This is a genomic window from Streptomyces sp. NPDC050564, assembly GCF_044457265.1.
GTDB lineage: Bacteria > Actinomycetota > Actinomycetes > Streptomycetales > Streptomycetaceae > Streptomyces.
On record NZ_JBITGS010000015.1, the window covers coordinates 12,324 to 35,253 of the forward strand.

Here is a 22,930-nt window from a genome sequence, read left to right on the forward strand (position 1 = left end):
CGTCAGCGGCGCCCGCGGTGCAGGGTGCCGGCGAAGGGACAGGGGTCCGGCACGGCCCCGACCCACCCACCGGCCGCAGGCGGAACCACCCACCGGCGGAACGCGTGGAGCGGCGCGGACGTCAGCGGCGCCCGCGGTGCAGGGTGCCGGCGAAGGGACAGGGGTCCGGCACGGCCCCGACCCACCCACCGGCCGCAGGCGGAACCACCCACCGGCGGAACGCGCGGAGCAGAGGGCGTCAGCGGCGCCTGCGGTGCAGGGCGATCGCGGCCGCCGTGCCGCCCGCCACCGCGCCGACCCCGGCCGCCGCCGGAATGCCGACCTTCGCGGCCTTGCGCGCCGTGCGGTAGTCGCGCAGCCGCCAGTCGAAGGTGCGGGCGTGCTTACGGAGCTTCGTGTCGGGGTTGATCGCGTAGGGGTGCCCGACCAGCGAGAGCATCGGGATGTCGTTGTGGGAGTCGCTGTACGCCGCGCAGCGGGAGAGGTCCAGCCCCTCCGCCGCGGCCAGCGCGCGCACCGCCTCCGCCTTCGCCGGCCCGTGCAACGGTTCGCCCACCAGTTTGCCCGTGTAGACGCCGTCCACCGACTCCGCGACCGTGCCGAGGGCTCCGGTCAGGCCCAGACGGCGGGCGATCACCGTGGCGATCTCGACCGGCGCCGCCGTGACCAGCCACACTTTCTGGCCCGCATCGAGATGCGCCTGCGCCAACGCCCGCGTGCCCGGCCAGATCCGCTCGGCCATGTACTCGTCGTAGATCTCCTCGCCGATCGACATCAGCTCCGAGACCCGATGGCCCTTGACGATCGACAGCGCCGAGTCGCGCGCGTCCTGCATGTGCTCGGGGTCCTCGACCCCGGCCAGCCTGAACCACGCCTGCTGCCAGGCGAATCGGGCGAGGTCGCGCGTCTCGAAGAACCTCCGCTTGTACAGGCCCCGACCGAAGTGGAAGAGGGCAGCGCCTTGCATCACGGTGTTGTCGAGATCGAAGAACGCGGCGGCCTTGTCGTCGCCGAGCACCGGGAACTCCGGTTCCTCGACGGAGACGTCCGGCGCTTCGTACGCGAGATCCTCCAGTTCCTGCGAGGACTTGCGCGCTGCCTCCGCCGAGGCCTCGCCTGCCAACACGCTCCGCGCGGTAGCGGAACGCCTACGGGGAGTGAGCCATCCGAGAGCGGCCATGTCGTGAGCATAGCCAGTCTGTTCGGCACTTCCGGAGTCGAGAGGATTCGGTGCTGTGAACTCTCCGCGACCGAGCCGTTAAAGATGCGATCCGCACGGCGCGTCGGGCCAGCGCGGGGGCGGGTTGTGGCGTGGGGGGCCGACGGGGGTCCCGTGCGGCGCGGTGGCGCGAGAATGGCCGGTATGAGTTCCATGTTCCGGCGCGGTGGGCGTCGTACGGAGAAGAAGGCTCCCGGGGAGCGGCTGGTCACATTGATCAGGAAGCCCGGCTGTCACCTGTGCGATGACGCACAGGAAGTGATCGAGAAGGTGTGTGGTGATCTCGGGGTGCCCTGGGAGTCCAAGGACATCACTCAGGACGAGGAACTGCACCGCGAGTACTGGGAGCAGATCCCGGTCGTGCTGGTGGACGGCGCCCAGCACACCTTCTGGCGCGTGAACGAGGAACGCCTTCGCAAAGCCCTCACGCAGTGAAATCCGTGAAGGGTGCGCCCATCGTGGCCCTGATGTGACCTGACTGAGTAGTCCAAGTGGTCCGGAAAGTCGCCTAGGATCGACGGCGATTGGTCTCGGGGGCGGGATTCGTTGAGGAGAGTGTGCGGTTTTGCCCCCTTCAGGTGCGGAACGAAGTTGTCCGTGCGCCGGTTCCATACCCGCGCACCGGGCGTGCGTGACCCCGGTCACGTTGGCCGGGCAAATCGGACACCATCTTTGTGCACGCGTTCACAAAGACATAGCCTGCATTCGACGGGGCGGTCTAGGTACGTGTGACCGCCTGCAGCCCCGCTCTACCCGCAGGAGCACCGTGGCAACTGGCCGAACTCACCGACCGGCGACCCGCAGCCGAGGGATTCCCGAGGCCACCGTCGCCCGGCTTCCGCTGTACCTCCGAGCCCTCACCGCACTGTCGGAGCGCTCGGTACCCACGGTCTCCTCCGAGGAGCTCGCGGCCGCGGCGGGGGTCAACTCCGCGAAGCTGCGCAAGGATTTCTCCTACCTCGGCTCCTACGGGACGCGTGGTGTGGGGTACGACGTCGAGTATCTCGTGTACCAGATCTCCCGCGAACTGGGCCTGACCCAGGACTGGCCGGTTGTGATCGTCGGTATCGGTAACCTCGGCGCCGCGCTGGCCAACTACGGAGGGTTCGCGTCCCGTGGTTTCCGGGTCGCCGCGCTGATCGACGCCGATCCCGAGATGGCCGGCAAGCAGGTCGCCGGGATCGCCGTGCAGCACAGCGACGGCCTGGAGAAGATCATCGACGAGAACGGCGTGTCCATCGGGGTCATCACCACCCCGCCGGGCGTCGCCCAGCAGGTCTGTGACCGCCTGGTCGCCGCCGGGGTCACCTCCATCCTCAACTTCGCGCCGACCGTGCTGTCCGTCCCGGACGGCGTCGACGTACGCAAGGTCGATCTCTCCATCGAGCTGCAGATCCTCGCCTTCCACGAGCAGCGCAAGGCCGGCGAGGAGGCCGAGGCCCAGGCGGGCGCCGCGGTCCAGGCCGCCCAGGAGAACGACCGTAAAGGGCCTGACGGGGACCTCCCCGCCGTGATGCCGGCATGAGTCTCCTCGTCGTCGGGCTGAGCCACCGCAGCGCTCCGGTCAGCGTCCTGGAGCGGGCCGCGCTGTCCGCGGACGCCCAGATCAAGCTGTTGCAGGACACGGTCGCCGCCGAGCCGGCCACCGAGGCCGCGGTGCTCGCCACCTGCAACCGCATCGAGCTGTACGCCGACGTGGACAAGTTCCACGCGGGCGTCGCCGAGCTGTCCACGCTGCTGGCCCAGCACAGCGGGGTCGGGCTCGAAGAGCTCACTCCTTACTTGTACGTGCACTACGAGGACCGGGCGGTCCACCACCTCTTCTCGGTGGCCTGCGGGCTCGACTCGATGGTCGTGGGCGAGGGCCAGATCCTCGGCCAGATCAAGGACGCGCTCGCCACCACCCAGGAGCTGCACACGGCGGGCCGACTGCTGAACGACCTGTTCCAGCAGTCGCTGCGGGTCGGCAAGCGCGCCCACTCCGAGACCGGCATCGACCGCGCCGGACAGTCCCTGGTCACCTTCGGCCTGGAGCAGCTGTCGTCCGGCGCCGCCGTCGACGCCTGGCTCAAGGGCAAGCGCGCCCTGGTCATCGGCGCCGGCTCCATGTCGTCCCTGGCCGCCGCGACGCTCGCGCGCGCCGGGGTCGCCGAGATCGTCATCGCCAACCGCACGCTCGACCGCGCGGAGCGCCTCGCCCAGATCCTCACCGACGGTGACGACACGGACGTGCTGGCCCGCGCGGTACCGATGGACTCGGTACCGGTCGAGCTGACACGTGCCGACATCGCCGTCTCCTGCACCGGCGCCACGGGGCTCGTCCTGTCGGCCGAGTCCGTCGCGGGGGCCGTCGAGGGACGCACGGGGAGGTCCGCGGCCGAGGGCGCCGACTCCGGCCGTACGGCGTCGCCCGCGGCCGTACCCCAGAACGCGCAGCTCGCGCCCACGAGCGTCGGCACCGAAGAGGGCTGCCCCCTCGACCTGTCCGCCGTGCAGGGCACGGCCGGCTTCTCGGTGCTCGGCGAGGCGGCGGTGGCCGGCATGGCCGCGGCGGAGCTGGAACAGCACGCGGCGTGGGTGGACAAGGGCGACGCGGCGGGCCGCGCGCAGCGCCCGGCCGCGGGTGCCGTCACCGTGCTCGACCCGGAGGCCGACGCGGACGCCATCGCGGCGCTCGCGGCCGCGGCCGCCACCGTCGGGCGCGTCCCCGAGCGTCGCAGGCCCGAGCCCGTCGTGGAGGCCCCGCGGCCCGCGCCCGTGCTCGCGCTGCTCGACCTCGCGATGCCCCGCGACATCGACGCGGCCGTGCACCGGCTCCTCGGAGTGCGGCTCGTCGACATCGAGTCGCTGGCCGAGGCGTCCGCCGACGCACCGATGGCCGCCGACGTGGACCAGGTGCGCAGGATCGTCTCCGACGAGGTTGCCGCCTTCAGCGCCGCCCTGCGGGCCGCGCACATCACCCCCACCGTCGTGGCGCTGCGCACCATGGCCGCCGACCTCGTCGCGAGTGAGATCGCGCGGCTCGACGGACGGCTGCCCGACCTCGACGACAAGCAGCGGGGCGAGATCACCCAGACCGTGCGGCGCGTCGTGGACAAACTGCTGCACGCGCCGACCGTACGGGTCAAGCAGCTGGCCGCCGAGCCCGGCGGTGCCGGGTACGCGGACGCGCTGCGCACCCTGTTCGACCTGGACCCCGAGACGGTCGCCTCCGTCTCGCGGGCCGAGAACAACAACGAGAACGCCAAGAACCGAGGGCGAGCATGAGTGAGCAGGCACTGAGGCTGGGGACCAGGCGCAGCAAACTCGCCATGGCCCAGTCCGGGCAGGTGGCGGACGCCGTGAGCCAGGTGACCGGACGGCCCGTCGAGCTCGTTGAGATCACGACGTACGGGGACACCTCTCGCGAGAGCCTCGCGCAGATCGGCGGCACGGGCGTCTTCGTGACCGCCCTGCGCGACGCACTGCTGCGCGGCGAGGTCGACTTCGCGGTGCATTCGCTGAAGGACCTGCCGACCGCGCAGCCCGACGACCTCGCGCTGGCCGCCGTGCCGGTGCGCGAGGACCCGCGTGACGTGCTCGTCGCCCGCGACGGACTCGTCTTCGCCCAGCTTCCGGACGGTGCGCGCATCGGCACCGGTTCGCCGCGCCGCATGGCCCAGCTGAACGCCTACGCGCGCAGTCACGGGATGACGATCGAGACGGTCGCGATCCGGGGGAACGTCGACACCCGCATCGGATACGTACGTAGCGGGGAGCTCGACGCCGTCGTGCTCGCCGCCGCCGGACTCAATCGGATCGGCCGTATCGACGAGGTGACCGACTTCCTGTCGGTCGACACCGTTTTGCCCGCCCCCGGCCAGGGGGCCCTCGCGATCGAGTGTGCCGCGGACAACGCGGACCTCATCGCTGCGCTCGGAGAGCTCGACGACCCGTTCACCCGGGTCGCCGTGACCGCCGAGCGATCTCTGCTGGCCGCCCTGGAGGCCGGCTGCAGCGCACCCGTGGGTGCGCTCGCCGACCTTCTGGACGACGGGCAGATTGCCAAGGAAATGCGCCTGCGCGGCGTCGTCGGCACGACCGACGGCTCGGCGCTGGTGCAGCTGTCCACCACCGGTCCCGTGCCCGAGACACATGACCAAGCAATGGCGCTGGGCCGTGAACTCGCCGCCGAGATGCTTGCCAAGGGCGCGGCCGGTCTGATGGGGGAGCGAGCACTTTGAGCCCCACCAACCTTCCCGCCGGTCCGGAGCACGGGCACGTCACCTTCCTCGGTGCCGGACCCGGAGATCCAGGACTGCTGACACTGCGCGCCGTCGAGGCGCTGGCGAACGCGGACGTCCTCGTCGCGGAGCATGAGGTGCTCGACGTGGTCCGTGTGCATGCCAGACAAGGCGTCGCCGTCCTGAACACGGATCCGGACACTTCTTCGGACCCGTACTTGGGCACAGGCACGCCTCAGCTGACGGTTGTTGACGGCACGTCAACAACCGTTGGTGACCCCGCGTCGAGGGACGCCGCCAATCTTGTCATGGAGGCCGCGCGGGGCGGCAAGCGGGTCGTACGTGCGGTGTCCGGGGACCCGGGACTTGATACGTACGCCGCCGAGGAAATGCTCGCCTGCGCCGCCGCGGGTGTTCCGTTCGAGGTGGTGCCCGGTATCGCGGCCGCCGTCGGTGTGCCCGCGTACGCGGGTGTGCCACTGCGTGACGCACAGGGCGCGGATGTGCGGTTCGTCGACGCGCGGACGGCCTCGGACCGGTGCTGGACCGAGGTCGGGGCATCGGACGGCACGGTCGTGGTGTCCGCGACGCTCGACTCGGTGGCTTCGGCCGCGGGTGAGCTGGTCGCGGCCGGGCGCAAGCCCGACACCCCGATGACCGTGACGATCGCGGGTACGACCACGCGCCAGCGCACCTGGTCGGCCACCCTCGGCACCATCGCGCAGACGCTGAAGCAGGCGAAGGTGCTGCCGTCCCCGGACGGCGGCCGACCGGTGATAGCCGTGGTCGGTGAGCGTTCCGCAGCCGCCCAGCGCGACCAGTTGTCGTGGTTCGAGTCCAAGCCGCTGTTCGGCTGGAAGGTGCTCGTGCCGCGCACGAAGGAGCAGGCGGCTTCGCTCTCCGACCAGCTGCGGTCGTACGGGGCCGTGCCGCACGAGGTGCCGACGATCGCCGTCGAACCGCCGCGCACACCCCAGCAGATGGAGCGCGCGGTCAAGGGACTCGTCACCGGGCGGTACGAGTGGATCGCCTTCACCTCGGTGAACGCGGTCAAGGCCGTGCGGGAGAAGTTCGAGGAGTACGGGCTCGATGCCCGTGCGTTTGCCGGGATCAAGGTCGCGGCGGTGGGAGAGCAGACGGCGAGGGCGCTGATCGCCTTCGGCGTGAAGCCGGACCTCGTCCCTTCGGGGGAGCAGTCGGCCGCCGGTCTTCTCGAGGACTGGCCGCCGTACGACCCCGTCTTCGACCCCATCGACCGGGTGTTCCTGCCGCGTGCCGACATCGCCACGGAGACGTTGGTCGCCGGGCTCATCGAGCTGGGCTGGGAGGTCGACGACGTCACGGCCTACCGGACGGTGCGCGCCTCGCCGCCGCCGGCGGAGACGCGGGAGGCGATCAAGGGCGGCGGTTTCGACGCCGTGCTCTTCACGTCGTCGTCGACTGTGCGGAACCTGGTCGGTATCGCGGGCAAGCCGCACAACGTGACGGTGATCGCCTGTATCGGGCCCGCCACCGCGAAGACTGCCGAGGAGCATGGGCTGCGGGTCGATGTCATGGCTCCGGAGCCGTCTGTGCACAAGTTGGCCGAGGCGCTGGCGGACTTCGGCCTCAGGCGGCGGGCTGCCGCCGTGGAGGCCGGGGACCCGGTCACCCGGCCCAGCGAGCGCCGACCTGGCTCGCGGCGGCGCCGCACCACCTAGTGCCGGTGGGGGCTGGGGGTGGGTTCTCTCGCCCCCTCCGCCCCTACCCGTCCCGTCCCTGGGGCTCCGTCCCGGACCCCGCTCCTGGAGATTTTCAGCCCCTGCCTCGCCCCCGGGTACCGGCAAGCTGTCGGCAAGGGGGCCCGTGGAGCGGGCGTAGCGTAGAGGGCATGACGAAGTACGGATCCTTCCCCGGTACGCGGCCGCGGCGGCTGCGTACCTCGCCTGCGATGCGGCGCATGGTCGCCGAGACCCGGCTGCACCCCGCCGACTTCATCCTCCCCGCGTTCGTGCGGGAGGGCGTCAGCGAGCCGGTGCCGATCGCGGCGATGCCCGGTGTCGTGCAGCACACCCGCGACAGCCTGAAGAAGGCGGCCGTGGAGGCGCTGGAGGCCGGGGTCTCCGGGATCATGCTGTTCGGCGTGCCGGTGGACGAGAAGAAGGACGCGGTCGGGACTCCGGGGACGGATCCGGACGGGATTCTGCAGGTCGCGATCCGCGATGTGCGCGCCGAGGTCGGCGACGAACTGCTGGTGATGTCCGACCTGTGTCTCGACGAGACGACCGATCACGGGCACTGCGGGGTCCTGGACGAGCAGGGGCGCGTCGACAACGACGCCACCCTGGAGCGGTACGCCGAGATGGCTCAGGTCCAGGCCGATGCCGGAGCGCACATCGTCGGGCCCAGCGGCATGATGGACGGTCAGATCGGGGTCGTCCGGGATGCCCTCGACCAGATCGGGCGCGAGGACGTCGCCATCCTCGCCTACACCGCCAAGTACTCCTCCGCCTTCTACGGCCCCTTCCGGGAGGCCGTCGCCTCCTCGCTGAAGGGCGACCGGAAGACGTACCAGCAGGATCCCGCCAACGTGCGGGAGTCCATGCGGGAGTTGGCCCTCGACCTGGAGGAGGGGGCCGACATGGTGATGGTCAAGCCGGCGGGTCCGTACCTGGACATCCTCGCGAAGGTCGCCGACTCGGTCGACGTGCCTGTCGCCGCGTACCAGATCTCCGGGGAGTACTCGATGATCGAGGCCGCCGCGGAGAAGGGCTGGATCGACCGGGACAAGGCGATCCTGGAGACCCTGACGGGCATCAAGCGGGCGGGTGCGCAGAACATCCTCACCTACTGGGCCACCGAAGTCGCGCAGAAGCTAGGGCGCCAGTAGTTCCACCAGGCGTGAGAGGCCGTCGTCGGCGTATCCCTCGGCGACGGCCCGGTCCAGCAACTCGCGCATCGGCTCGAAGAGTTCGGTGCGGACGCCCTGGTCGGCGAAGGTGTGCAGGAGGCCGGGGAAGGCCGCCTGGCTCACGGCGAGGCTGGAGACGTCGGTGAGGTGGCGCCCGGTGTCGACGGCGTTCGCCGTGCCGGGCACCAGGCCGTTCGCCATCGCCGTCAGCCAGTCCTGCAGCAAGGGTGCCAACTCCCGGGCGGGGATGCCCTCCGAGCGGATCAGGGCGAAGGCCTGGGCCACCCCGGCGACCATGCCGTACGTGCCCGTCAGCAGGGACAGGTCGTACAGCGCCGCCAGGCCCGGATCCGTGCCGGTCCAGCGGGTGCCGCCCAGCGCGGCGAGGGTGGCGCGGTGTGTCTCGTACGCCCGCTCGTCGCCGCTGTAGAGGACGTACGCCGCCGGGGTGGCGATCATCTGCGGTACGGCCATGATGCCGCCGTCCACGTACGCGATGCCGTGCTCCTGCGCCCAGGACGCCAGCTTCCTTGCCTGGACGGGCGTTCCGTTGGTGACGTTCACCAGGGTGCGGCCCGTGAGGACGGTGGTGTGCGGGTGGAGGAGCTCGGTCACGTCGTCGTACGTCGTGAGGCAGACGAGGGTGAGGGGGCCGGCCGTGACGGCCTCGGCGTGCGTACCTGCCGGGGTGGCGCCCTGGGCGGTGAGGGGGCCCGTCTTGGACGGTGTGCGGTTCCAGACCGTCGTGGGGTGGCCCGCCTTGAGGAGGGCGGCGGCCAGGGCCGTGCCCATGAGGCCCAGGCCGAGGACGCCGACCGGGGGCTTGGTGTGGTCGTCGGATGGTGTCGTCATGACGAACATGCTGGTCGGACCCCCAACTCACCACAAGTACCCACTTATTGGTCAGCTGCTGACCATTTGGTAAGTGAGCCTCAGCGACCCTCGGGTGCTCTCAGTAGGCCAGCGCGTCGTCCAGGCTCTGCTGCCAGTACGTCACGGTGAGCTTGTCGTCGACGTACACGCCCTTCGCGGGGAGCTCCGGCTGTGCGCTGCTGCCCTTGTCGAAGCCGACCGTGAGGGCCTTGGCCGTGTAGCCGTTCCCGCCGCTGCCGTCGCCGGCGGAGAGGAGGACGCCCGCGTAGCCGGACTCACCGGGAGTGAGCGTGACGACCGCCTGGGGGTGGGTCTCCTCGGCCACCGGGGGGACCGCCTGGGCCTCGCCGAAGCGGGCGATGGGGTAGCCGGTGAGGTCGCAGTTCTTCGAGCCGGTGTTGGTGACGGTGAGGAGGAGGTGGTTGAGCGGGCGGGTGACTTCGGTGGCGGTGGTCTTGGTGTTGGCGCCGTTGCAGGGGGTGTTGCGGGTGGTGCCGCCACCGTTCGACGTGCCCGTGGATCCGCCGGTCGTGCCTCCGGTGCCCTTGCCCGTCGAGCCGCCGGTGGAGCCACTCGTGGAGCCGCCCGTCGTGCCGCCCGTCGTGCCGCCGGTGTTCCCGGCCGGCTTCGCCGTCGAACCCCCGGCGGGCGCCGACCGGCTCGGCTGGGTGGAGGGCTTGGACGCGGAGGACGGGCCCTCGTCCCGTACGCCCTTCCCGTTGTCGCACGCCGAGAGGGCGAGCGCGGCGAGCGCGACCGTCGTGGCGGCGAGGAGACGAGTGCGGGCGGTGCGTGCGGACATGGGTGATCCCCCTGTGTGGTGTGGCTGGTTGAAGTGGCCGCTCGACCGGTCGAGGAGAGCGGCGTGCTTGGATGACCACAGCTTGTGCGGTGATCCGTCCCGGCCGCCATGGTTGCCGGGGTATTCGGGACGCCGGAACGTTCGCATGGGGTCTGACCTGGGGGAATGACGTCCCCCTGGAACGGTGCCCGGGACACGGGGGGTGGAGGAACGGTGGCGGGGGACGAGTTCGCGGAGCTGCTGCGGGAGCTGAAGGAGCGGTCCGGACTCAGTTACGGGGTGCTCGGCAAGCGGCTGCATGTGAGTGCGTCGACGCTTCACCGGTACGTCAACGGGGATGCCGTACCGACGGATTACGCGCCCGTGGAGCGGTTGGCCCGGCTGTGCAAGGCGACTCCGGAGGAGCTGGTGGAGCTTCACCGGAGGTGGGTGCGGGCCGATGTGCTGCGGGGGCGCAAGGGGGTGGAGATCCCGGCGGCGGAGACTTCAGCCGCGGAGGCCCCGGCCGCGCCCGATGCCGCACCGGAGCCGGAGCCGGAGCCGGGGCGGGAGCCAGAGTCGGAGTCGGAGCGGGAAGCTGCGGGCGGTGGGCGGCGGCGTACCGTCGCGCTCGCCGGCGCCGCTGTCGCCGCCGCCGTCGTGTCCGCCGCACTGGTCGTGAACCTTGTTCCCGGCAAGGGCGACGGCCGCGACGAGGGAAGGTCCGTGGGTGTCGCCGCCTCGCACACCTCCGGCCCGCCCGATGCCGGTGCCTCGTCCGGCGCGAAGCCCCCGTCCCCCTCGGTGTCCGCTTCGCGCAGTGGCAGTCCCGAGGCGTCCGCTTCGCGGGGCGGCGGAGCCGCGGTGCGGGACGGTGCCTCCCCTGACGGGGCACCCGAGGACGGCGCCACCGCGCCGGCCGTCGCCACCGATCCGTACAAGTGGGACGGCCCGTGCAGCCAGCACTACCTGGTGAACCGGAAGGCCGCGCAAGTGCCCCCGCCGCCGAACGAGTCGGACGCGCGCGGCTGGGTCACGGCGCTCGGCGGGGTCCCGGGCGAAGAGCAGATGGTCGCGCTGACGGTGCAGGGCACCGGGGAGGCCACCGTCGTACTGGACGCGCTGCATGTGCGCGTGGTGGGCAAGAGCGCGCCGCTCGCCTGGAACGACTACGCGATGGGCGTCGGGTGCGGCGGTGGCGTGGAGACCGCCTCGTTCCACGTGGACCTCGACGCGGGGCGGCCCGTGACCACGCCCAAGGCCGGGCAGCGGGACTTCCCCTACAAGGTCAGCGAGTCCGATCCCGAGGTCTTCTACGTGTTCGCGGACGCGCGGGCGCACGACGTGAGCTGGTACCTGGAACTGGACTGGTCCAGCGGAAACCGGCACGGGACGGTGCGGATCGACGACAAGGGGAAGGCGTTCCGCACGAGCGGCAACGCGGGGCGGCCGGCGTACGACTATCCGCTGGGCGGGAGCGAGTGGGAGACGGCGGCTCCTGCCGGCTAGGCCGGGCCCCGCGTCTTAGGCGTGACCGCCGGAAAGGCCCTGGGGCGTGGCCCTGGGTCGCGGTTCTGGACGTGCTCTGTCACCGTCGTGCCACAGACCGCCGGACAGGTGAACCCCCGAGGCCCGCACTGCGCTCTGAAGCGACGAGTGCCGATGAGAGACAGGCACCTGAACTTCTACTTCGGGGGATTTCATGCAGAACGGGACGCAGCAGCACCGGACGGGTATCCGCAGAGCCGCTCTGGCGATGGTGACCGCGTCGGCGGCCACCCTGCTCATGACCGCGTGTCAGCCGGGCGGCAACGGGGCGGGGTCGGCGGCTTCGCCGTCGGGCGTGCCGGCCAAGCCGGCGGCCTCCTCCGGTGGCCCGACGCCCGCGGCGTCGCGGCCCGCCGGCACGGACGCGTCGACGCCGCCGGCGGGGAACGCCTCTCCCTCGGCCGCCGGTTCGGCTTCCGCGACGGCGGCCGCCTCCGCGAAGACGTGTGGCGCGTCGGACCTGGAGGCGTCCATGTACCAGGCCGGTGTCCGGCCGGAGGGCACCGGGACCGGAGCGGCGATCGTCGAGTTCACCAATGTGTCCGGCAAGCCGTGCCTTGTCCAGGGGCATCCGACGGTGGCGGGGGCGGGCAACGGTTCCCCGGAGAAGAACCGTCCGCTCAAGGTGACCCTGTCGGGCTCCGCGTCCAAGGTGCTGGTCGCACCGGGCGGCAAGGCCTGGACGAAGCTGACGTTCGTCCAGGTCCAGGGTGAGGCCGACGGCTACTGCGTGTCCGGATCCACGCCTGTCAGCTATCCGACCCTGGTGGTGGGCCTCGCGACCGCCGGGTCACACCAAGTCGCCCTCGACGACGGCGTCCTGGCCGAGTGCGACGACAAGGTGACCGTCACCGCGGTATCCGCGACGAAGCCCTCCTGAACTTCCTGGGCACTATCAAGTCCCGTGGGGAATTAGGTTGTTGCCCGTTGAATGACCTCACTCTCCAGGGAGAGGCTTTATGGGACGGGCAGGGGCGGCGGGGGCGAAGAAAATCGCCCCGCGGTCCGTATCGCGGAATTGGCCGGTGTAGGCAACAGCTATCTCCTTAGGCTTCCGGCACGAAGTGCCGTAGTGGAGCCGCAGCAGAAGGAGCCCGCCGTGACCGTCGTCGAGAATGTTCCTGCCCTGAGTGGCAGTTCGTCCCCCGTGCCCCCGCTCGCCGCGCGGGTCGCCGAGGTCGGTGGGTCACCGGTGCGCGACATTCTCGCGGTCACGGCACGGCCCGAGGTGATCAACTTCGCGGGTGGGCTGCCCGCGCCGGAGCTGTTCGACGCGGAGGGGATCGCCGCCGCGTACCGGGACGTGCTGGCGGAGGTGCCCGAGCGGGCGCTGCAGTACGCGACGACCGAGGGAGAGCCCGGGCTGCGGGCCGCGCTCGCCGAGCGCACGAGCCGGCGCGGTCTGGCGACCCGGGCCGAGGAGATACTCGTGACCACCGGGTCACAGCAGGCACTGTCCCTGCTGGCCACCGCGCTGCTCGAACCCGGCGACGTCGTGCTCGTCGAAGACCCCTGCTATCTGGCGGCACTTCAGGCGTTCCGGTTCGCGGGAGCCCGGGTGATCGCCGTGCCGGGCGACGCGGACGGCATCGATCCGCGGGCACTGGAGGAACTGGTGACACGGGAGCGCCCCAAGCTGCTCTACACCGTGCCGACCTTCCAGAACCCGACCGGCCGCACCATGGCGGCCGAGCGGCGGGCCGCCATCGCCTCCGTGGCAGCGCGGCACGGGCTGTGGATCGTCGAGGACGACCCCTACGGGGAGCTCCGCTTCGAGGGCGAGCGGGTGCCGTGGATCGCCTCGTACGACGGAGCCGGGGACCGGGCCGTGCTGCTCGGGTCCTTCTCCAAGGTGATGGCACCCGGCATGCGGCTGGGGTGGCTGCGCGCGCCCGCGGCGCTGCGCCGGGCCTGCGCCGTCGCCAAGCAGGCCGCCGACCTGCACACCCCGACCGTCAACCAGCTCGCCGCCGCCCGGTACTTGGCCGACCGGGACCTGGACGCCCATGTGACGCGGGTCGCGGGCGTGTACCGCGAGCGGCGTGACGCCATGCTCGCCGGGATCGCCGACGCCCTGCCGGCCGGGTCCACCTGGACCCGGCCCGAGGGCGGCATGTTCCTCTGGGCGCGGCTGCCGGAGTCGTACGACACCACGGTCCTGCTCCCGCGTGTGGTGGAGCAGGACGTGGCGTACGTGCCCGGGGCGCCGTTCTACGCGGGCACGCCGGACACGTCGACGCTGCGGCTGTGCTTTGTCACGCAGACCCCGGACGAGATCGGGGAAGGGCTGCGGCGGTTGGGTCGGGGGCTGCGGGGCTAGTGCCCCAGCAGGCAATGTTCGCCCCGTCGCGACGCCCGGCACGCTCCCCCACTGCCCACTGCCTTGAGGGCGTGGGAGGTGCCCCCACTCGCCGCACCGGCCGCAAGCCCAAGTACGTCCCGTATGAGGACTTCCGGTCGGCACTCCCCGAGCCTTCGGCCGGGGGACCCCCAGAGCACGCACCGGACGCCGCTCCTTGACGGGCAAACGTTGCCTGCCGGGGCACCAGGAGATCGGCAAGGAACGCCCGTCCACGTCATCCGCAGCCGTACGGAGTTACGGGCGCTGGCCCAGTTTGTCCACCACGGCCGCCTTCACGAGGCCCTTGACCTGCTTGTACTTCGTGCCGCCACTTGTGCTGCCCGTCTGGCGCAGACCCAGGTAGGCGTAGGTGTCCCGGTCGAAGACGAGACCGAACGTCGTCTTGGGGTAGGAGATCCCGATTCCGTGCCGGCCGAGGGCGTCCACCTCGTCGTGGTCGATGACGATGTCGGGCAGCTTGGCTACGGCCTCGAAGGCGGCGGCCTGCAGTCCCGGCGGCATGACCCGGGGGCCACGCATGAGCATGACCGCGTCCATGAAGGCAATCTGGTCGGCCATGTCGGAACCGTCGCCGCCGCGCCTGAGCGCCTTGAGGAGCTTGTCGGGGTCGGTCGGCCACTTCTTCAGCTTCGCGTACTCGGTGGGCGGCCACCTCACGTGGTGCTTGCCCAGGGGCGGCTCGTCAAGGATCCTGCCCTCGTAGCTGTACCGGGAGGTCTTCGAGCCGTCCACGGAGAGCCAGCTCTCGTCCGTGAACTTCTCGACCTTCCCGCTCTTGAGCCACGTCCGTGTGGTGACCTCCTTGGTGTAGAGGTACTGGTCGTTGCGCGGGATCGGCAGGTCCGCGCTGTCGGACCGCGACCGGTCGGCGGCCTTGTGCAGCACCTGCGCCGCGCTGAGCGTGGTCATCCGCGGCGCGTCGTTCGAGTCCTTGCCGTGGACGGCGACGACGGTGGTGCCGGCCACCGCCGCGGCGGCCGTCGCGGCGATGGCGGCACGGAACAGCAGGCGCCTGGGCAGGGCGACGGCGATCCCCTCGCGAGTCTCCCGGGTGATGGCGCTCTGCAGCCGGGCGCGGGCGGCGGCACGGGCCTCGTCGGTCGGTGGAGGCGGGTCGGCCGCCAGCTCCCGCACCGAAGCGAGGTCGTCCTTCCGCACTGAAGTGAGGTCATCCATGATCGGGCTCCTCGTGAACCTCTTGAAGGGCTGTGGGATCCGACCCGCCCAGTGCTTCGCGCAATCTGCTTCGAGCCCGGTGCAGCCGTGAGCGCACGGTGCCCACCGGTACGCCCAGGGCCTCCGCGGCCTCCGTGTAGTCGAGATCTCCCCAGGCGATCACCAGCAGCACGTCCCGGTAGCGGGCGGGCAGTCCGGCGAGGGCTCCCGCCAGCGCGCCGCGGGCGCTCTCGGCGCTGACTCGGTCGGCCACCCGCTCCGCCATCGGCTCGCCGCCGCCCTCGCCGGGCCCCGTGGCGGCGACCCGCGACAGCGCCCGAAGGCGGCGTGCCTCGGCCCGCCGGTGCTGGCCGACGAGGTTGGTGACGATCCCGTAGAGCCAAGGCCGCGCCTGCGGCCTCGACAGGTCGTAGCGACGGCGCCGCTGGAAGGCGATCACAAAGGTCTCGGCCATCAGGTCGTCGGCCGCTTCTGTGCCGAGCCGCCTGGCCGCGTACCGGTGGATGTCGTCGGCGTAGCGGTCGAACAGCACGGCGAACGCGTCGGGCTCATCCCAGGACCGTTCGATCACCGAGGCGTCGGAGTCGGACGGCTCGTCCGTGCTGAGGGCACGGTGGACTCCGACGCTCGGTGAGGCGGTCACTGGTCGCCTCTTAGGCTCATGGATTTCCCTCGAAGACACGGGCATGGTCACCTGCTGTTGGCCGATGGCCGCGATCGAGTTCCCGTCCTGGGCTTTCCCGCGCTCCGGGGGAGACTCAGCCCCGCCGGAATCAGTCCCACCAGAAGGACCACACCTGCTTGCCGAGGAGTTCGTGTGCGGCGTACGCGCGCAGCGTCTCGTGGTCGCCCTGGGTGATGTTGTCCGGGCAGAAGGCGAAGTGCTCGGCGGCGACCGCCTCGGCCTCGCTCATGGTGGTGGGCGGGGCGGCCACGGACAGCACGAGCTGGTCGAAGGTGAGGGCGACCACGCGTATGCCGAAGCGGTCCTCCCAGGACCGGAGGACGGCGCACAGGCGCGCCACGTCGCCCTCGTGGTTCATGGGGCCGGACCAGCCGATCGCCGCCGGTATGTCGGCGCTGCGGCGCGCCGGGACGAGTGCCAGGCGCGGCTCCTTCAGCCAAGTTCCGCTGTCCGCGAGGGAGTCGGCGATCTCGGCGGCGCGGGTGTCGGGGTCGACATCGTGCCGCGTGGCGGGAGCGAGGCCCGGCCACGCGGGGCCGTACGGCGCGACCTTCTCGTCGTAGGTCTTCGGCTCGCCGAAGATCTCGACGACCCTCGCCTTGCCGGGGTAGTCCTCGTCGGTGCCGGGTTCGTCCGCAGCGTAGTCCTCCCAGAACTCCGCGAGCACCGCCTCGGCGTCGTGATCACCGGGATACGACACCTCGCCGGGCATCAACTCCCATTCCTCCGGCCCGTCTTGGCTGCCGCCGACGTCTATGAGCAGCGGGAGCAGCCCCGACGTCCGCCGAGCGTGCTCCAGCGCCGCCCAGCCGCCGGGCTCCGCCGGCTCCTCGGCATGCCACAGCAGCGGCTCGTGCCACGGACCTTCGTGTGTCGTGTCGATCAGTCTCCCGGCGGGGAGTTCAAGCCCGAGCGTGCGCCCGCTCGGGTCGGCCGTCAGCTGGGGCAGCGGGTTGGGAAGAGTCGCCATGCCGGTGACTTTAGGGCCCGCCACCGACAGCGCGACACGAGCGGGATCCCGGCCGGGTGGCCTGCGACTTCGTCCACCCGACCGGGGCCCTCCCCCTCGAACCGGGACGGCCTCGAAAATCGTCCAGTCCGGTTCGCTCCTTCCGCCCCGCCGACCGCACTGCCAATAATTCGGAGGAGCTGCCGGGACCGCGATGGTTTCGGCCCAGACCGAACTGTGGAGGGGCATGCGAGGACTTCGGGAACCGTGGGGGACTTGATGCTGTATCTGCACTTCACGGCGGAGGACCTGCTGCGCGTGGCGTTCGCGACGGAACCCGCCCCGCTGATGGAACTCGGGCTCGCCGTCGCCGCGCTGCGGCGCCGTGCTCCGTCTCCCGTGCTGAGCCGCTGGCAGCACCGGGCGCGGCAGACGTTCCCCGCCGAAGCCCGCCCCTTGCTGGATCTGATCCCGCCCACGGCCCGGGGCCCCATGTTCCTCGATCCGCTCAGCCGAGACCTGGAGGACGGGCTGGACACCGTCCTGTCGACCCCCACCGAACGGGTCCGCGCGGAACTCGACAGCCGGGTACCGGAGGTACTGCGGCCCACTTCCTGGATTCGGCGACTCGCCGACCGGGACCGGGAGTCCTGGCAGGAACTGGAACGCGCGCTGCGTGCCGCGTACGACGGTCTCCTCGCCGACTCCTGGAGACACATCCGGTCCGCCTTCGACGCCGAACGCGCCTGGCGGACCCGTCTGTTGGCCCAGCACGGCATCCGCACCGCCCTGGCCGGCCTCGGTCCGGGCGGACGCTGGGACGGCACGACGCTGGTCTTCGACACTCTCGAGGACCGGCACATCGCGCTCTCGGGCCACGGCGTCACCCTGCTCCCGTCCACCGTGTGGACCGGGTACCCGCTGGTGGCCCCGTACGACGACGCCCCGAGCATCCTGATCTACGGAGCCGCCGCCCCGCTCCCGCTGCTCGCGGAGCGTGTGGTCCACGACAGCAGCCCGTTGGGCGCGCTCCTGGGACGCACCCGCGCGGCCGCCCTGGAACTCCTCACACGGCAGCGCACCACCAGCGAACTCGCCCGCGAACTCGACATCAGCAAGTCCTCGGCCTCCGAACACACCAAGGCGCTGCGCGACGCCCGCCTGATCACCACCCAACGCGACGGCAAGGCCGTCTGGCACACGTGCACTCCGTTGGGCCTCGACCTGCTGACCACGGGGGTCACCGCGCGGCCGTGAAGGCCCTCCAGGCGGCGGGACTGCCGGGCAAGGTGGTGTGTGCGAGTTCGGAGGAGGTTTCCAGTGACTGGGAAGCGATCAACTTCCCCCGGGGGCTAGGTTGTTGGCCCCTGAATGACGTGACTCTCCGGGGGAGAGGCTTTATGCCTGCTGATGCTTTGGGCCAGGACGCCGCCGTACTGAGATGGCGGATCGACACCACCAAGGCGCACCCGGCGCGGGTCTACGACGTCTTCCTCGGCGGCAGGGACAACTACCCCGTCGACCGGGCCGCGGCCGCCGCCGCCCTCGCCGTCAACCCGCGGGGCTACCTCGACATCCGGCACAACCGTGACTTCCTGCGCCGGGCCGTGACGACGCTGGCCCGGGAGGACGGCATCCGCCAGTTCCTGGACATCGGCACGGGTCTGCCGACACAGGACAACGTCCACCAGATCGCCCAGCGGTTCGCCCCGGACGCGCGAGTCGTATACGTCGACCGCGACCCCGTCGTCCTGGCTCAGGCGTACGCCCTGCTGACCAGCGGCCCCGAGGGACGCACCGACTACGTGGACGCGGACCTCAGGCAGCCGGGGCGGATTCTCGAGCAGGCCGCCAAGACCCTCGACTTCGACCGACCCGTCGCCCTCGTGCTCGCTGCCGTCCTGCACTTCGTGGCGGACGAGGAGGCATACGAGAGCGTGCGGGACCTGGTGGACGCGCTGCCGTCGGGCAGCCGGCTCGTCCTCAGCCACCTCACGGCAGACTTCAACCCCGAGATCATCGGCAGGGTCGCGCAGACCTACACCGAGCGCGGCTTCACCTTCGTGCTCCGCACCAAGGCGGACGTCGAACGCTTCTTCACCGACAACGGCCTGGAACTCGACGACCCGGGTGTCGTCCTCGGCCACCGCTGGCGACCTGACGGCGCCGGCCCCGTCCCCGAGACGGCCGACCCGGCCCACCTCGCCACCCTCGACGACATAGAGAAGATCCGCTTCCGTGGCATCGACGACGCCACGGATGCGGACATCAATTTCTATACGGCGACGGCCCGCAAGCGCTGATCAGAGCCGCTCGGGCGTCCGGATCCCCAGCAGGGCCATGCCTTGGTGCAGGGTGCGGGCCGTGAGGTCGCACAGGAACAGACGGTTCTCGACCTGGGCCGGGGTGTCCGCCTTCAGGACCGGGCACTCCGAGTAGAAGGTCGTGTAGTGGGATGCCAGCTGGTAGAGGTACGCGGCCAGCTTGTGCGGCGCGTACTCCTCCGCGACCTCCGCGACCGTCTCCGCGAAGCGGTCCAGGTGCAGGCCCAATGCGCGCTCGGCGGCAGCCAGTTCGAGCTCCGGGTGGGCGGCCGGGCGGACCTCGCCCGCCTTGCGGAGGATCGACTGGATACGGGCGTACGCGTACTGGAGGTACACCGACGTGTCGCCGTTGAGCGAGACCATCTGGTCCAGGTCGAACTTGTAGTCGCGGTTCGCGGACGTCGACAGGTCCGCGTACTTCACCGCGCCGATACCGACCTGCCCGCCGCGCTCCGCGATCTCCTCCTCGGACAGGTCCTGGGCCTTCTCCCGTACGACGGCGGAGGCACGCTCGATCGCCTCGTCCAGCAGATCCACCAGCCGCACCGTCTCGCCCTCACGGGTCTTGAACGGCTTGCCGTCCTTGCCGAGGACCGTGCCGAAGGCGAGCTGGTGCGCCTTCACGTCGTCGTTCAGCCAGCCTGCCCTGCGCGCGGTCTCGAAGACCATCTTGAAGTGCAGGGACTGGCGGGCGTCCACCACGTACAGGAGCGTCGAGGCCTTCAGCTGGAAAACGCGGTCCCTGATCGCGGAGAGGTCCGTCGCCGCGTAGCCGTAGCCGCCGTCCGACTTCTTCACGATCAGCGGGACCGGGTTGCCGTCCGGGCCCTTGACGTCGTCGAAGAACACGCACAGCGCGCCGTCGGAGCGGACCGCCACGCCCGACTCCTCCAGGAGGCGGCACGTCTCGTCCAGCATGTCGTTGTAGCCGGACTCGCCGACCACGTCCGCGTCGCGGATCTCCATGTCCAGCTTGTCGAAGACCGAGTTGAAGTAGATCTTCGACTCGTCGACGAACACCTGCCAGAGGGCCAGGGTCTCCGGCTCTCCCGCCTGGAGGTCCACCACCCGGCGCCGCGCCCGCGTCTTGAACTCCTCGTCGGAGTCGAAGACCGCCCGCGCGGCCTTGTACAGCCGGTTCAGGTTCGACATGGCCTCCTCGCCGGAGACCTCGCCGCTCTTCTTGTGGTCCAGCTCGTGGGGGTGCTCGATCAGGTACTGGATGAGCATGCCGAACTGGGTGCCCCAGTCGCCGATGTGGTGGCGCCGGATGACGGACTCGCCGGTGAACTCCAGGATCTGGACGACCGCGTCGCCGATCACCGCCGACCGCAGGTGACCTACGTGCATCTCCTTCGCGACGTTCGGCTGCGCGTAGTCGATCACCGTCGTGCCCGGGTGCTCCGCGAACGGCACGCCGAGGCGCTCGCCGTCCGCGTACCGCGCCGCCAGGTTCTCGGTGATCGCCTTGTCGGTGATCGTGACGTTCAGGAAGCCGGGCCCGGAGACCTCGACATCCTTGATCACGTCGCCCGTGGTGATCCGCTCGACGACCTGTGTCGCCAGGTCCCGCGGGTTCGCCTTCGCCTTCTTCGCGAGGGCCAGGATCCCGTTGGCCTGGAAGTCGGCCCGGTCGCTTCGTCGCAGCAGCGGGTCCGCGGAACCGGCCTCCGGCAGGGCTGCCGAGAGGGCGTCCGCGAGGCGCTGGTGGACGGAAGCGGTGAGGGACGTGACCGAGGCCATGGAGTGGGTGCCGTTCTCCTCGAAGGATTCAGATAGACCTGGCCAGTATCCCATGGGGGGACAAGCGGATTTCGCGCTCCGTGTCCGGCCGTGCGTCGTGTGCCGAGCGCTGTCGTGGGGGTCGGACTCCGACGTGGCTCCGACGGCTGCGGGCGCGTGGTGCCCCGCCCTCCCCGTGGGGGCAGTCCGTCTTCCGGGTGGGCACGAGGCTGTGAAAAGCCGTTTTCGCGGTTCCCGGCGTTGCTGGGAGAATGGTGCGGTCAGCCGTACTGGCGTATCAGAAAGAAGGACGTGCCGATCGTGGCTCAGAGCACCGAGACCACCGACTGGGTCTCCCGTTACGCGGATGAGGTCATCGAGGAGTCGGAGCGTCGGGCCCCGGGCAAACCCGTCGTCGTCGCGTCCGGACTCTCCCCCTCCGGCCCGATCCACCTGGGCAATCTCCGGGAGGTCATGACGCCGCACCTCGTCGCCGACGAGATCCGGCGACGTGGGCACACCGTGCGCCATCTGCTCTCCTGGGACGACTACGACCGCTACCGCAAGGTCCCGGCCGGCGTCCCCGGCATCGACGAGTCCTGGGCCGAGCACATCGGCAAGCCGCTGACCTCCGTGCCGGCCCCGGTGGGCTCGGAGTACCCGAACTGGGCCGAGCACTTCAAGGCCGCGATGATCAAGGCGCTGGCCGAGCTCGGCGTCGAGTACGACGGGATCAGCCAGACCGAGCAGTACACCTCGGGCGCCTATCGCGAGCAGGTTCTCTTCGCGATGAAGCACCGCGGTGACATCGACGCCATCCTCGACCAGTACCGGACCAAGAAGGCCCCGGCCAAGAAGCAGGGCCAGAAGCCGGTGGACGAGGCGGAGCTGGAAGCCGCCGAGGGGTCCGGGGCCGCCGCCGAGGACGACGGCAGCTCGGCCGCCGGGTACTACCCGTACAAGCCCTACTGCGGGCAGTGCGAGAAGGACCTGACGACCGTCACGGCGTACGACGACGAGACGACCGAGCTGACGTACACCTGCTCCGCCTGCGGCTTCTCCGAGACCGTGCGGCTGAGCGAGTTCAACCGCGGCAAGCTGGTCTGGAAGGTCGACTGGCCGATGCGCTGGGCCCACGAGGGCGTGATCTTCGAGCCGAGCGGTGTCGACCACTCGTCCCCGGGGTCCAGCTTCCAGGTCGGCGGGCAGATCGTCGGGATCTTCGGCGGCAAGCAGCCGATCGGCCCGATGTACGCCTTCGTCGGCATCAGCGGCATGGCCAAGATGTCCAGCAGCAAGGGCGGGGTGCCCACCCCGGCCGACGCGCTCCAGATCATGGAGCCGCAGTTGCTGCGCTGGCTGTACGCCCGCCGTCGGCCCAACCAGTCGTTCAAGATCGCCTTCGACCAGGAGATCCAGCGGCTGTACGACGAGTGGGACAAGCTGGCGGGGAAGGTGGCCGACGGCTCCGTGCTCGCGGCCGACGCGGCCGCGTACGCCCGTGCCGTCGGCACCGCGGCCGGGGAACTGCCCAAGACGCCCCGCCCGATGCCGTACCGCACCCTCGCCTCCGTCGCCGATGTCACCGCCGGCCACCAGGACCAGGCTCTGCGGATCCTGAGCGAGCTCGACCCCGAGAACCCGCTCACCTCGCTCGACGAGGTCCGGCCGCGGCTCGACAGGGCCGAGACCTGGATCAACACGCAGGTTCCGGCCGAGGAGCGCACCGTCGTGCGCGACGAGCCCGACGTGGAGCTGCTGAAGTCGCTCGACGACCAGGGGCGCGAGTCGCTGCGGCTGCTGCTGGAGGGGCTGGAGGAGAACTGGTCCCTCGACGGCCTCACCCACCTCGTCTACGGCGTCCCCAAGGTCCAGGCCGGCTTCTCCGCCGATGCCACCGCCAAGGAGCTGCCGCCGGAGATCAAGGTGGCCCAGCGCACGTTCTTCGCGCTGCTGTACCACCTGCTGGTCGGACGGGACACCGGGCCGCGGCTGCCCACGCTGCTGCTGGCCGTGGGGCAGGACCGGGTGCGCAAGCTGCTGGGCGCGTAGCGGTCTCGGCTGTACGACGGAGGGGGGGCCCCGGGGTAACCCGGCGCCCCCCCCCGCGTAAGTAGGGGCGAACGCGAGGTGGTGGTCCACCACAGACGCGGGGGAGCGGGGGGGGGTGCGCGTTAA

Annotated in this window: 19 protein-coding genes; 12 read left to right on the top strand and 7 right to left on the bottom strand. The window is 70.9% G+C overall.

Features of this window, described 5'->3' with window-relative positions; all coding sequences use genetic code 11:
- Positions 1–238 precede the first annotated feature (238 nt).
- Positions 239–1,180 (bottom strand): HAD family hydrolase, encoded by a 942-nt coding sequence (locus ACIBK0_RS23790; protein WP_399083318.1) that lies wholly within the window; start codon positions 1,178–1,180, stop codon positions 239–241.
- Between the two features lie 174 nt (positions 1,181–1,354).
- Here ACIBK0_RS23790 and ACIBK0_RS23795 point away from each other — a divergent pair, with 174 nt between their 5' ends.
- The 6 genes from ACIBK0_RS23795 to hemB all read left to right on the top strand — a co-directional run bounded on the left by ACIBK0_RS23795 (position 1,355) and on the right by hemB (position 8,311).
- Positions 1,355–1,654: a glutaredoxin family protein gene (locus ACIBK0_RS23795; RefSeq protein ID WP_399083321.1), complete on the top strand. Its 300-nt coding sequence runs from the start codon at positions 1,355–1,357 to the stop codon at positions 1,652–1,654.
- A 331-nt stretch (positions 1,655–1,985) separates the two neighbouring features.
- Positions 1,986–2,744 (top strand): redox-sensing transcriptional repressor Rex, encoded by a 759-nt coding sequence (locus tag ACIBK0_RS23800; protein WP_399083324.1) that lies wholly within the window; start codon positions 1,986–1,988, stop codon positions 2,742–2,744.
- Positions 2,741–4,486 carry a glutamyl-tRNA reductase gene (locus tag ACIBK0_RS23805; protein ID WP_399083327.1) on the top strand — a complete coding sequence of 582 codons (1,746 nt, stop codon included), beginning with the start codon at positions 2,741–2,743 and terminating at the stop codon, positions 4,484–4,486. The genes ACIBK0_RS23800 and ACIBK0_RS23805 overlap by 4 nt, the downstream gene beginning before the upstream one ends.
- The gene (gene hemC / locus ACIBK0_RS23810; RefSeq protein WP_399083330.1) at positions 4,483–5,442 is read left to right on the top strand and encodes a hydroxymethylbilane synthase; all 960 of its coding nucleotides are present in this window, start codon (positions 4,483–4,485) and stop codon (positions 5,440–5,442) included. Before ACIBK0_RS23805 ends, hemC begins: the two co-directional genes overlap by 4 nt.
- Positions 5,439–7,142, top strand: a complete 1,704-nt coding sequence (locus ACIBK0_RS23815; RefSeq protein WP_399083333.1) for a uroporphyrinogen-III synthase — start codon at positions 5,439–5,441, stop codon at positions 7,140–7,142. Before hemC ends, ACIBK0_RS23815 begins: the two co-directional genes overlap by 4 nt.
- A gap of 170 nt (positions 7,143–7,312) precedes the next feature.
- Positions 7,313–8,311, top strand: coding sequence for a porphobilinogen synthase (hemB, locus tag ACIBK0_RS23820; protein WP_399083336.1), 999 nt, complete (start codon positions 7,313–7,315; stop codon positions 8,309–8,311).
- Here hemB and ACIBK0_RS23825 read toward each other — a convergent pair.
- Both ACIBK0_RS23825 and ACIBK0_RS23830 read right to left on the bottom strand, forming a co-directional pair.
- Complete coding sequence (locus tag ACIBK0_RS23825; protein WP_399083339.1) at positions 8,297–9,184, bottom strand: NAD(P)-dependent oxidoreductase; 888 nt, start codon at positions 9,182–9,184, stop codon at positions 8,297–8,299. The two genes, hemB and ACIBK0_RS23825, sit on opposite strands and share 15 nt — an antisense overlap.
- 100 nt (positions 9,185–9,284) lie before the next feature.
- Positions 9,285–10,007 carry a DUF4232 domain-containing protein gene (locus tag ACIBK0_RS23830; protein WP_399083342.1) on the bottom strand — a complete coding sequence of 241 codons (723 nt, stop codon included), beginning with the start codon at positions 10,005–10,007 and terminating at the stop codon, positions 9,285–9,287.
- Between the two features lie 213 nt (positions 10,008–10,220).
- Between ACIBK0_RS23830 and ACIBK0_RS23835 the strand changes: the two genes are divergently transcribed.
- The 3 genes from ACIBK0_RS23835 to ACIBK0_RS23845 all read left to right on the top strand — a co-directional run bounded on the left by ACIBK0_RS23835 (position 10,221) and on the right by ACIBK0_RS23845 (position 13,854).
- Positions 10,221–11,495, top strand: coding sequence for a helix-turn-helix domain-containing protein (locus tag ACIBK0_RS23835; RefSeq protein ID WP_399083345.1), 1,275 nt, complete (start codon positions 10,221–10,223; stop codon positions 11,493–11,495).
- Positions 11,496–11,688: 193 nt separating this feature from the next.
- On the top strand, positions 11,689–12,414 hold the full coding sequence (locus ACIBK0_RS23840) for a DUF4232 domain-containing protein (RefSeq protein ID WP_399083348.1): 726 nt from the start codon (positions 11,689–11,691) through the stop codon (positions 12,412–12,414).
- Between the two features lie 219 nt (positions 12,415–12,633).
- The gene (locus ACIBK0_RS23845; RefSeq protein ID WP_399083352.1) at positions 12,634–13,854 is read left to right on the top strand and encodes a PLP-dependent aminotransferase family protein; all 1,221 of its coding nucleotides are present in this window, start codon (positions 12,634–12,636) and stop codon (positions 13,852–13,854) included.
- 276 nt (positions 13,855–14,130) lie between these two features.
- Here the strand turns inward: ACIBK0_RS23845 and ACIBK0_RS23850 are convergent, their stop codons facing one another.
- The 3 genes from ACIBK0_RS23850 to ACIBK0_RS23860 all read right to left on the bottom strand — a co-directional run bounded on the left by ACIBK0_RS23850 (position 14,131) and on the right by ACIBK0_RS23860 (position 16,727).
- Positions 14,131–15,072 carry a CU044_5270 family protein gene (locus ACIBK0_RS23850; RefSeq protein ID WP_399083355.1) on the bottom strand — a complete coding sequence of 314 codons (942 nt, stop codon included), beginning with the start codon at positions 15,070–15,072 and terminating at the stop codon, positions 14,131–14,133.
- Positions 15,065–15,760: an RNA polymerase sigma factor gene (locus tag ACIBK0_RS23855; RefSeq protein WP_399083358.1), complete on the bottom strand. Its 696-nt coding sequence runs from the start codon at positions 15,758–15,760 to the stop codon at positions 15,065–15,067. Before ACIBK0_RS23855 ends, ACIBK0_RS23850 begins: the two co-directional genes overlap by 8 nt.
- 85 nt (positions 15,761–15,845) lie before the next feature.
- Positions 15,846–16,727: a DUF4253 domain-containing protein gene (locus tag ACIBK0_RS23860; protein WP_399083361.1), complete on the bottom strand. Its 882-nt coding sequence runs from the start codon at positions 16,725–16,727 to the stop codon at positions 15,846–15,848.
- 246 nt (positions 16,728–16,973) lie between these two features.
- Here ACIBK0_RS23860 and ACIBK0_RS23865 point away from each other — a divergent pair, with 246 nt between their 5' ends.
- Together ACIBK0_RS23865 and ACIBK0_RS23870 are read left to right on the top strand one after the other, a co-directional pair.
- Entirely contained in the window at positions 16,974–17,963 is a 990-nt protein-coding gene (locus ACIBK0_RS23865; protein WP_399083365.1) for a DUF5937 family protein, read from the top strand.
- Between the two features lie 143 nt (positions 17,964–18,106).
- Complete coding sequence (locus tag ACIBK0_RS23870; protein ID WP_399083368.1) at positions 18,107–19,009, top strand: SAM-dependent methyltransferase; 903 nt, start codon at positions 18,107–18,109, stop codon at positions 19,007–19,009.
- On the opposite strand, the gene argS is transcribed toward ACIBK0_RS23870, so the two are convergent.
- Positions 19,010–20,773 carry an arginine--tRNA ligase gene (gene argS, locus ACIBK0_RS23875; RefSeq protein WP_399083946.1) on the bottom strand — a complete coding sequence of 588 codons (1,764 nt, stop codon included), beginning with the start codon at positions 20,771–20,773 and terminating at the stop codon, positions 19,010–19,012. It abuts the gene before it with no gap.
- A gap of 291 nt (positions 20,774–21,064) precedes the next feature.
- On the opposite strand from argS, the gene lysS reads away from it, so the two are divergent.
- The gene (gene lysS / locus ACIBK0_RS23880) at positions 21,065–22,804 is read left to right on the top strand and encodes a lysine--tRNA ligase (RefSeq protein WP_399083372.1); all 1,740 of its coding nucleotides are present in this window, start codon (positions 21,065–21,067) and stop codon (positions 22,802–22,804) included.
- Positions 22,805–22,930: the final 126 nt, after the last annotated feature.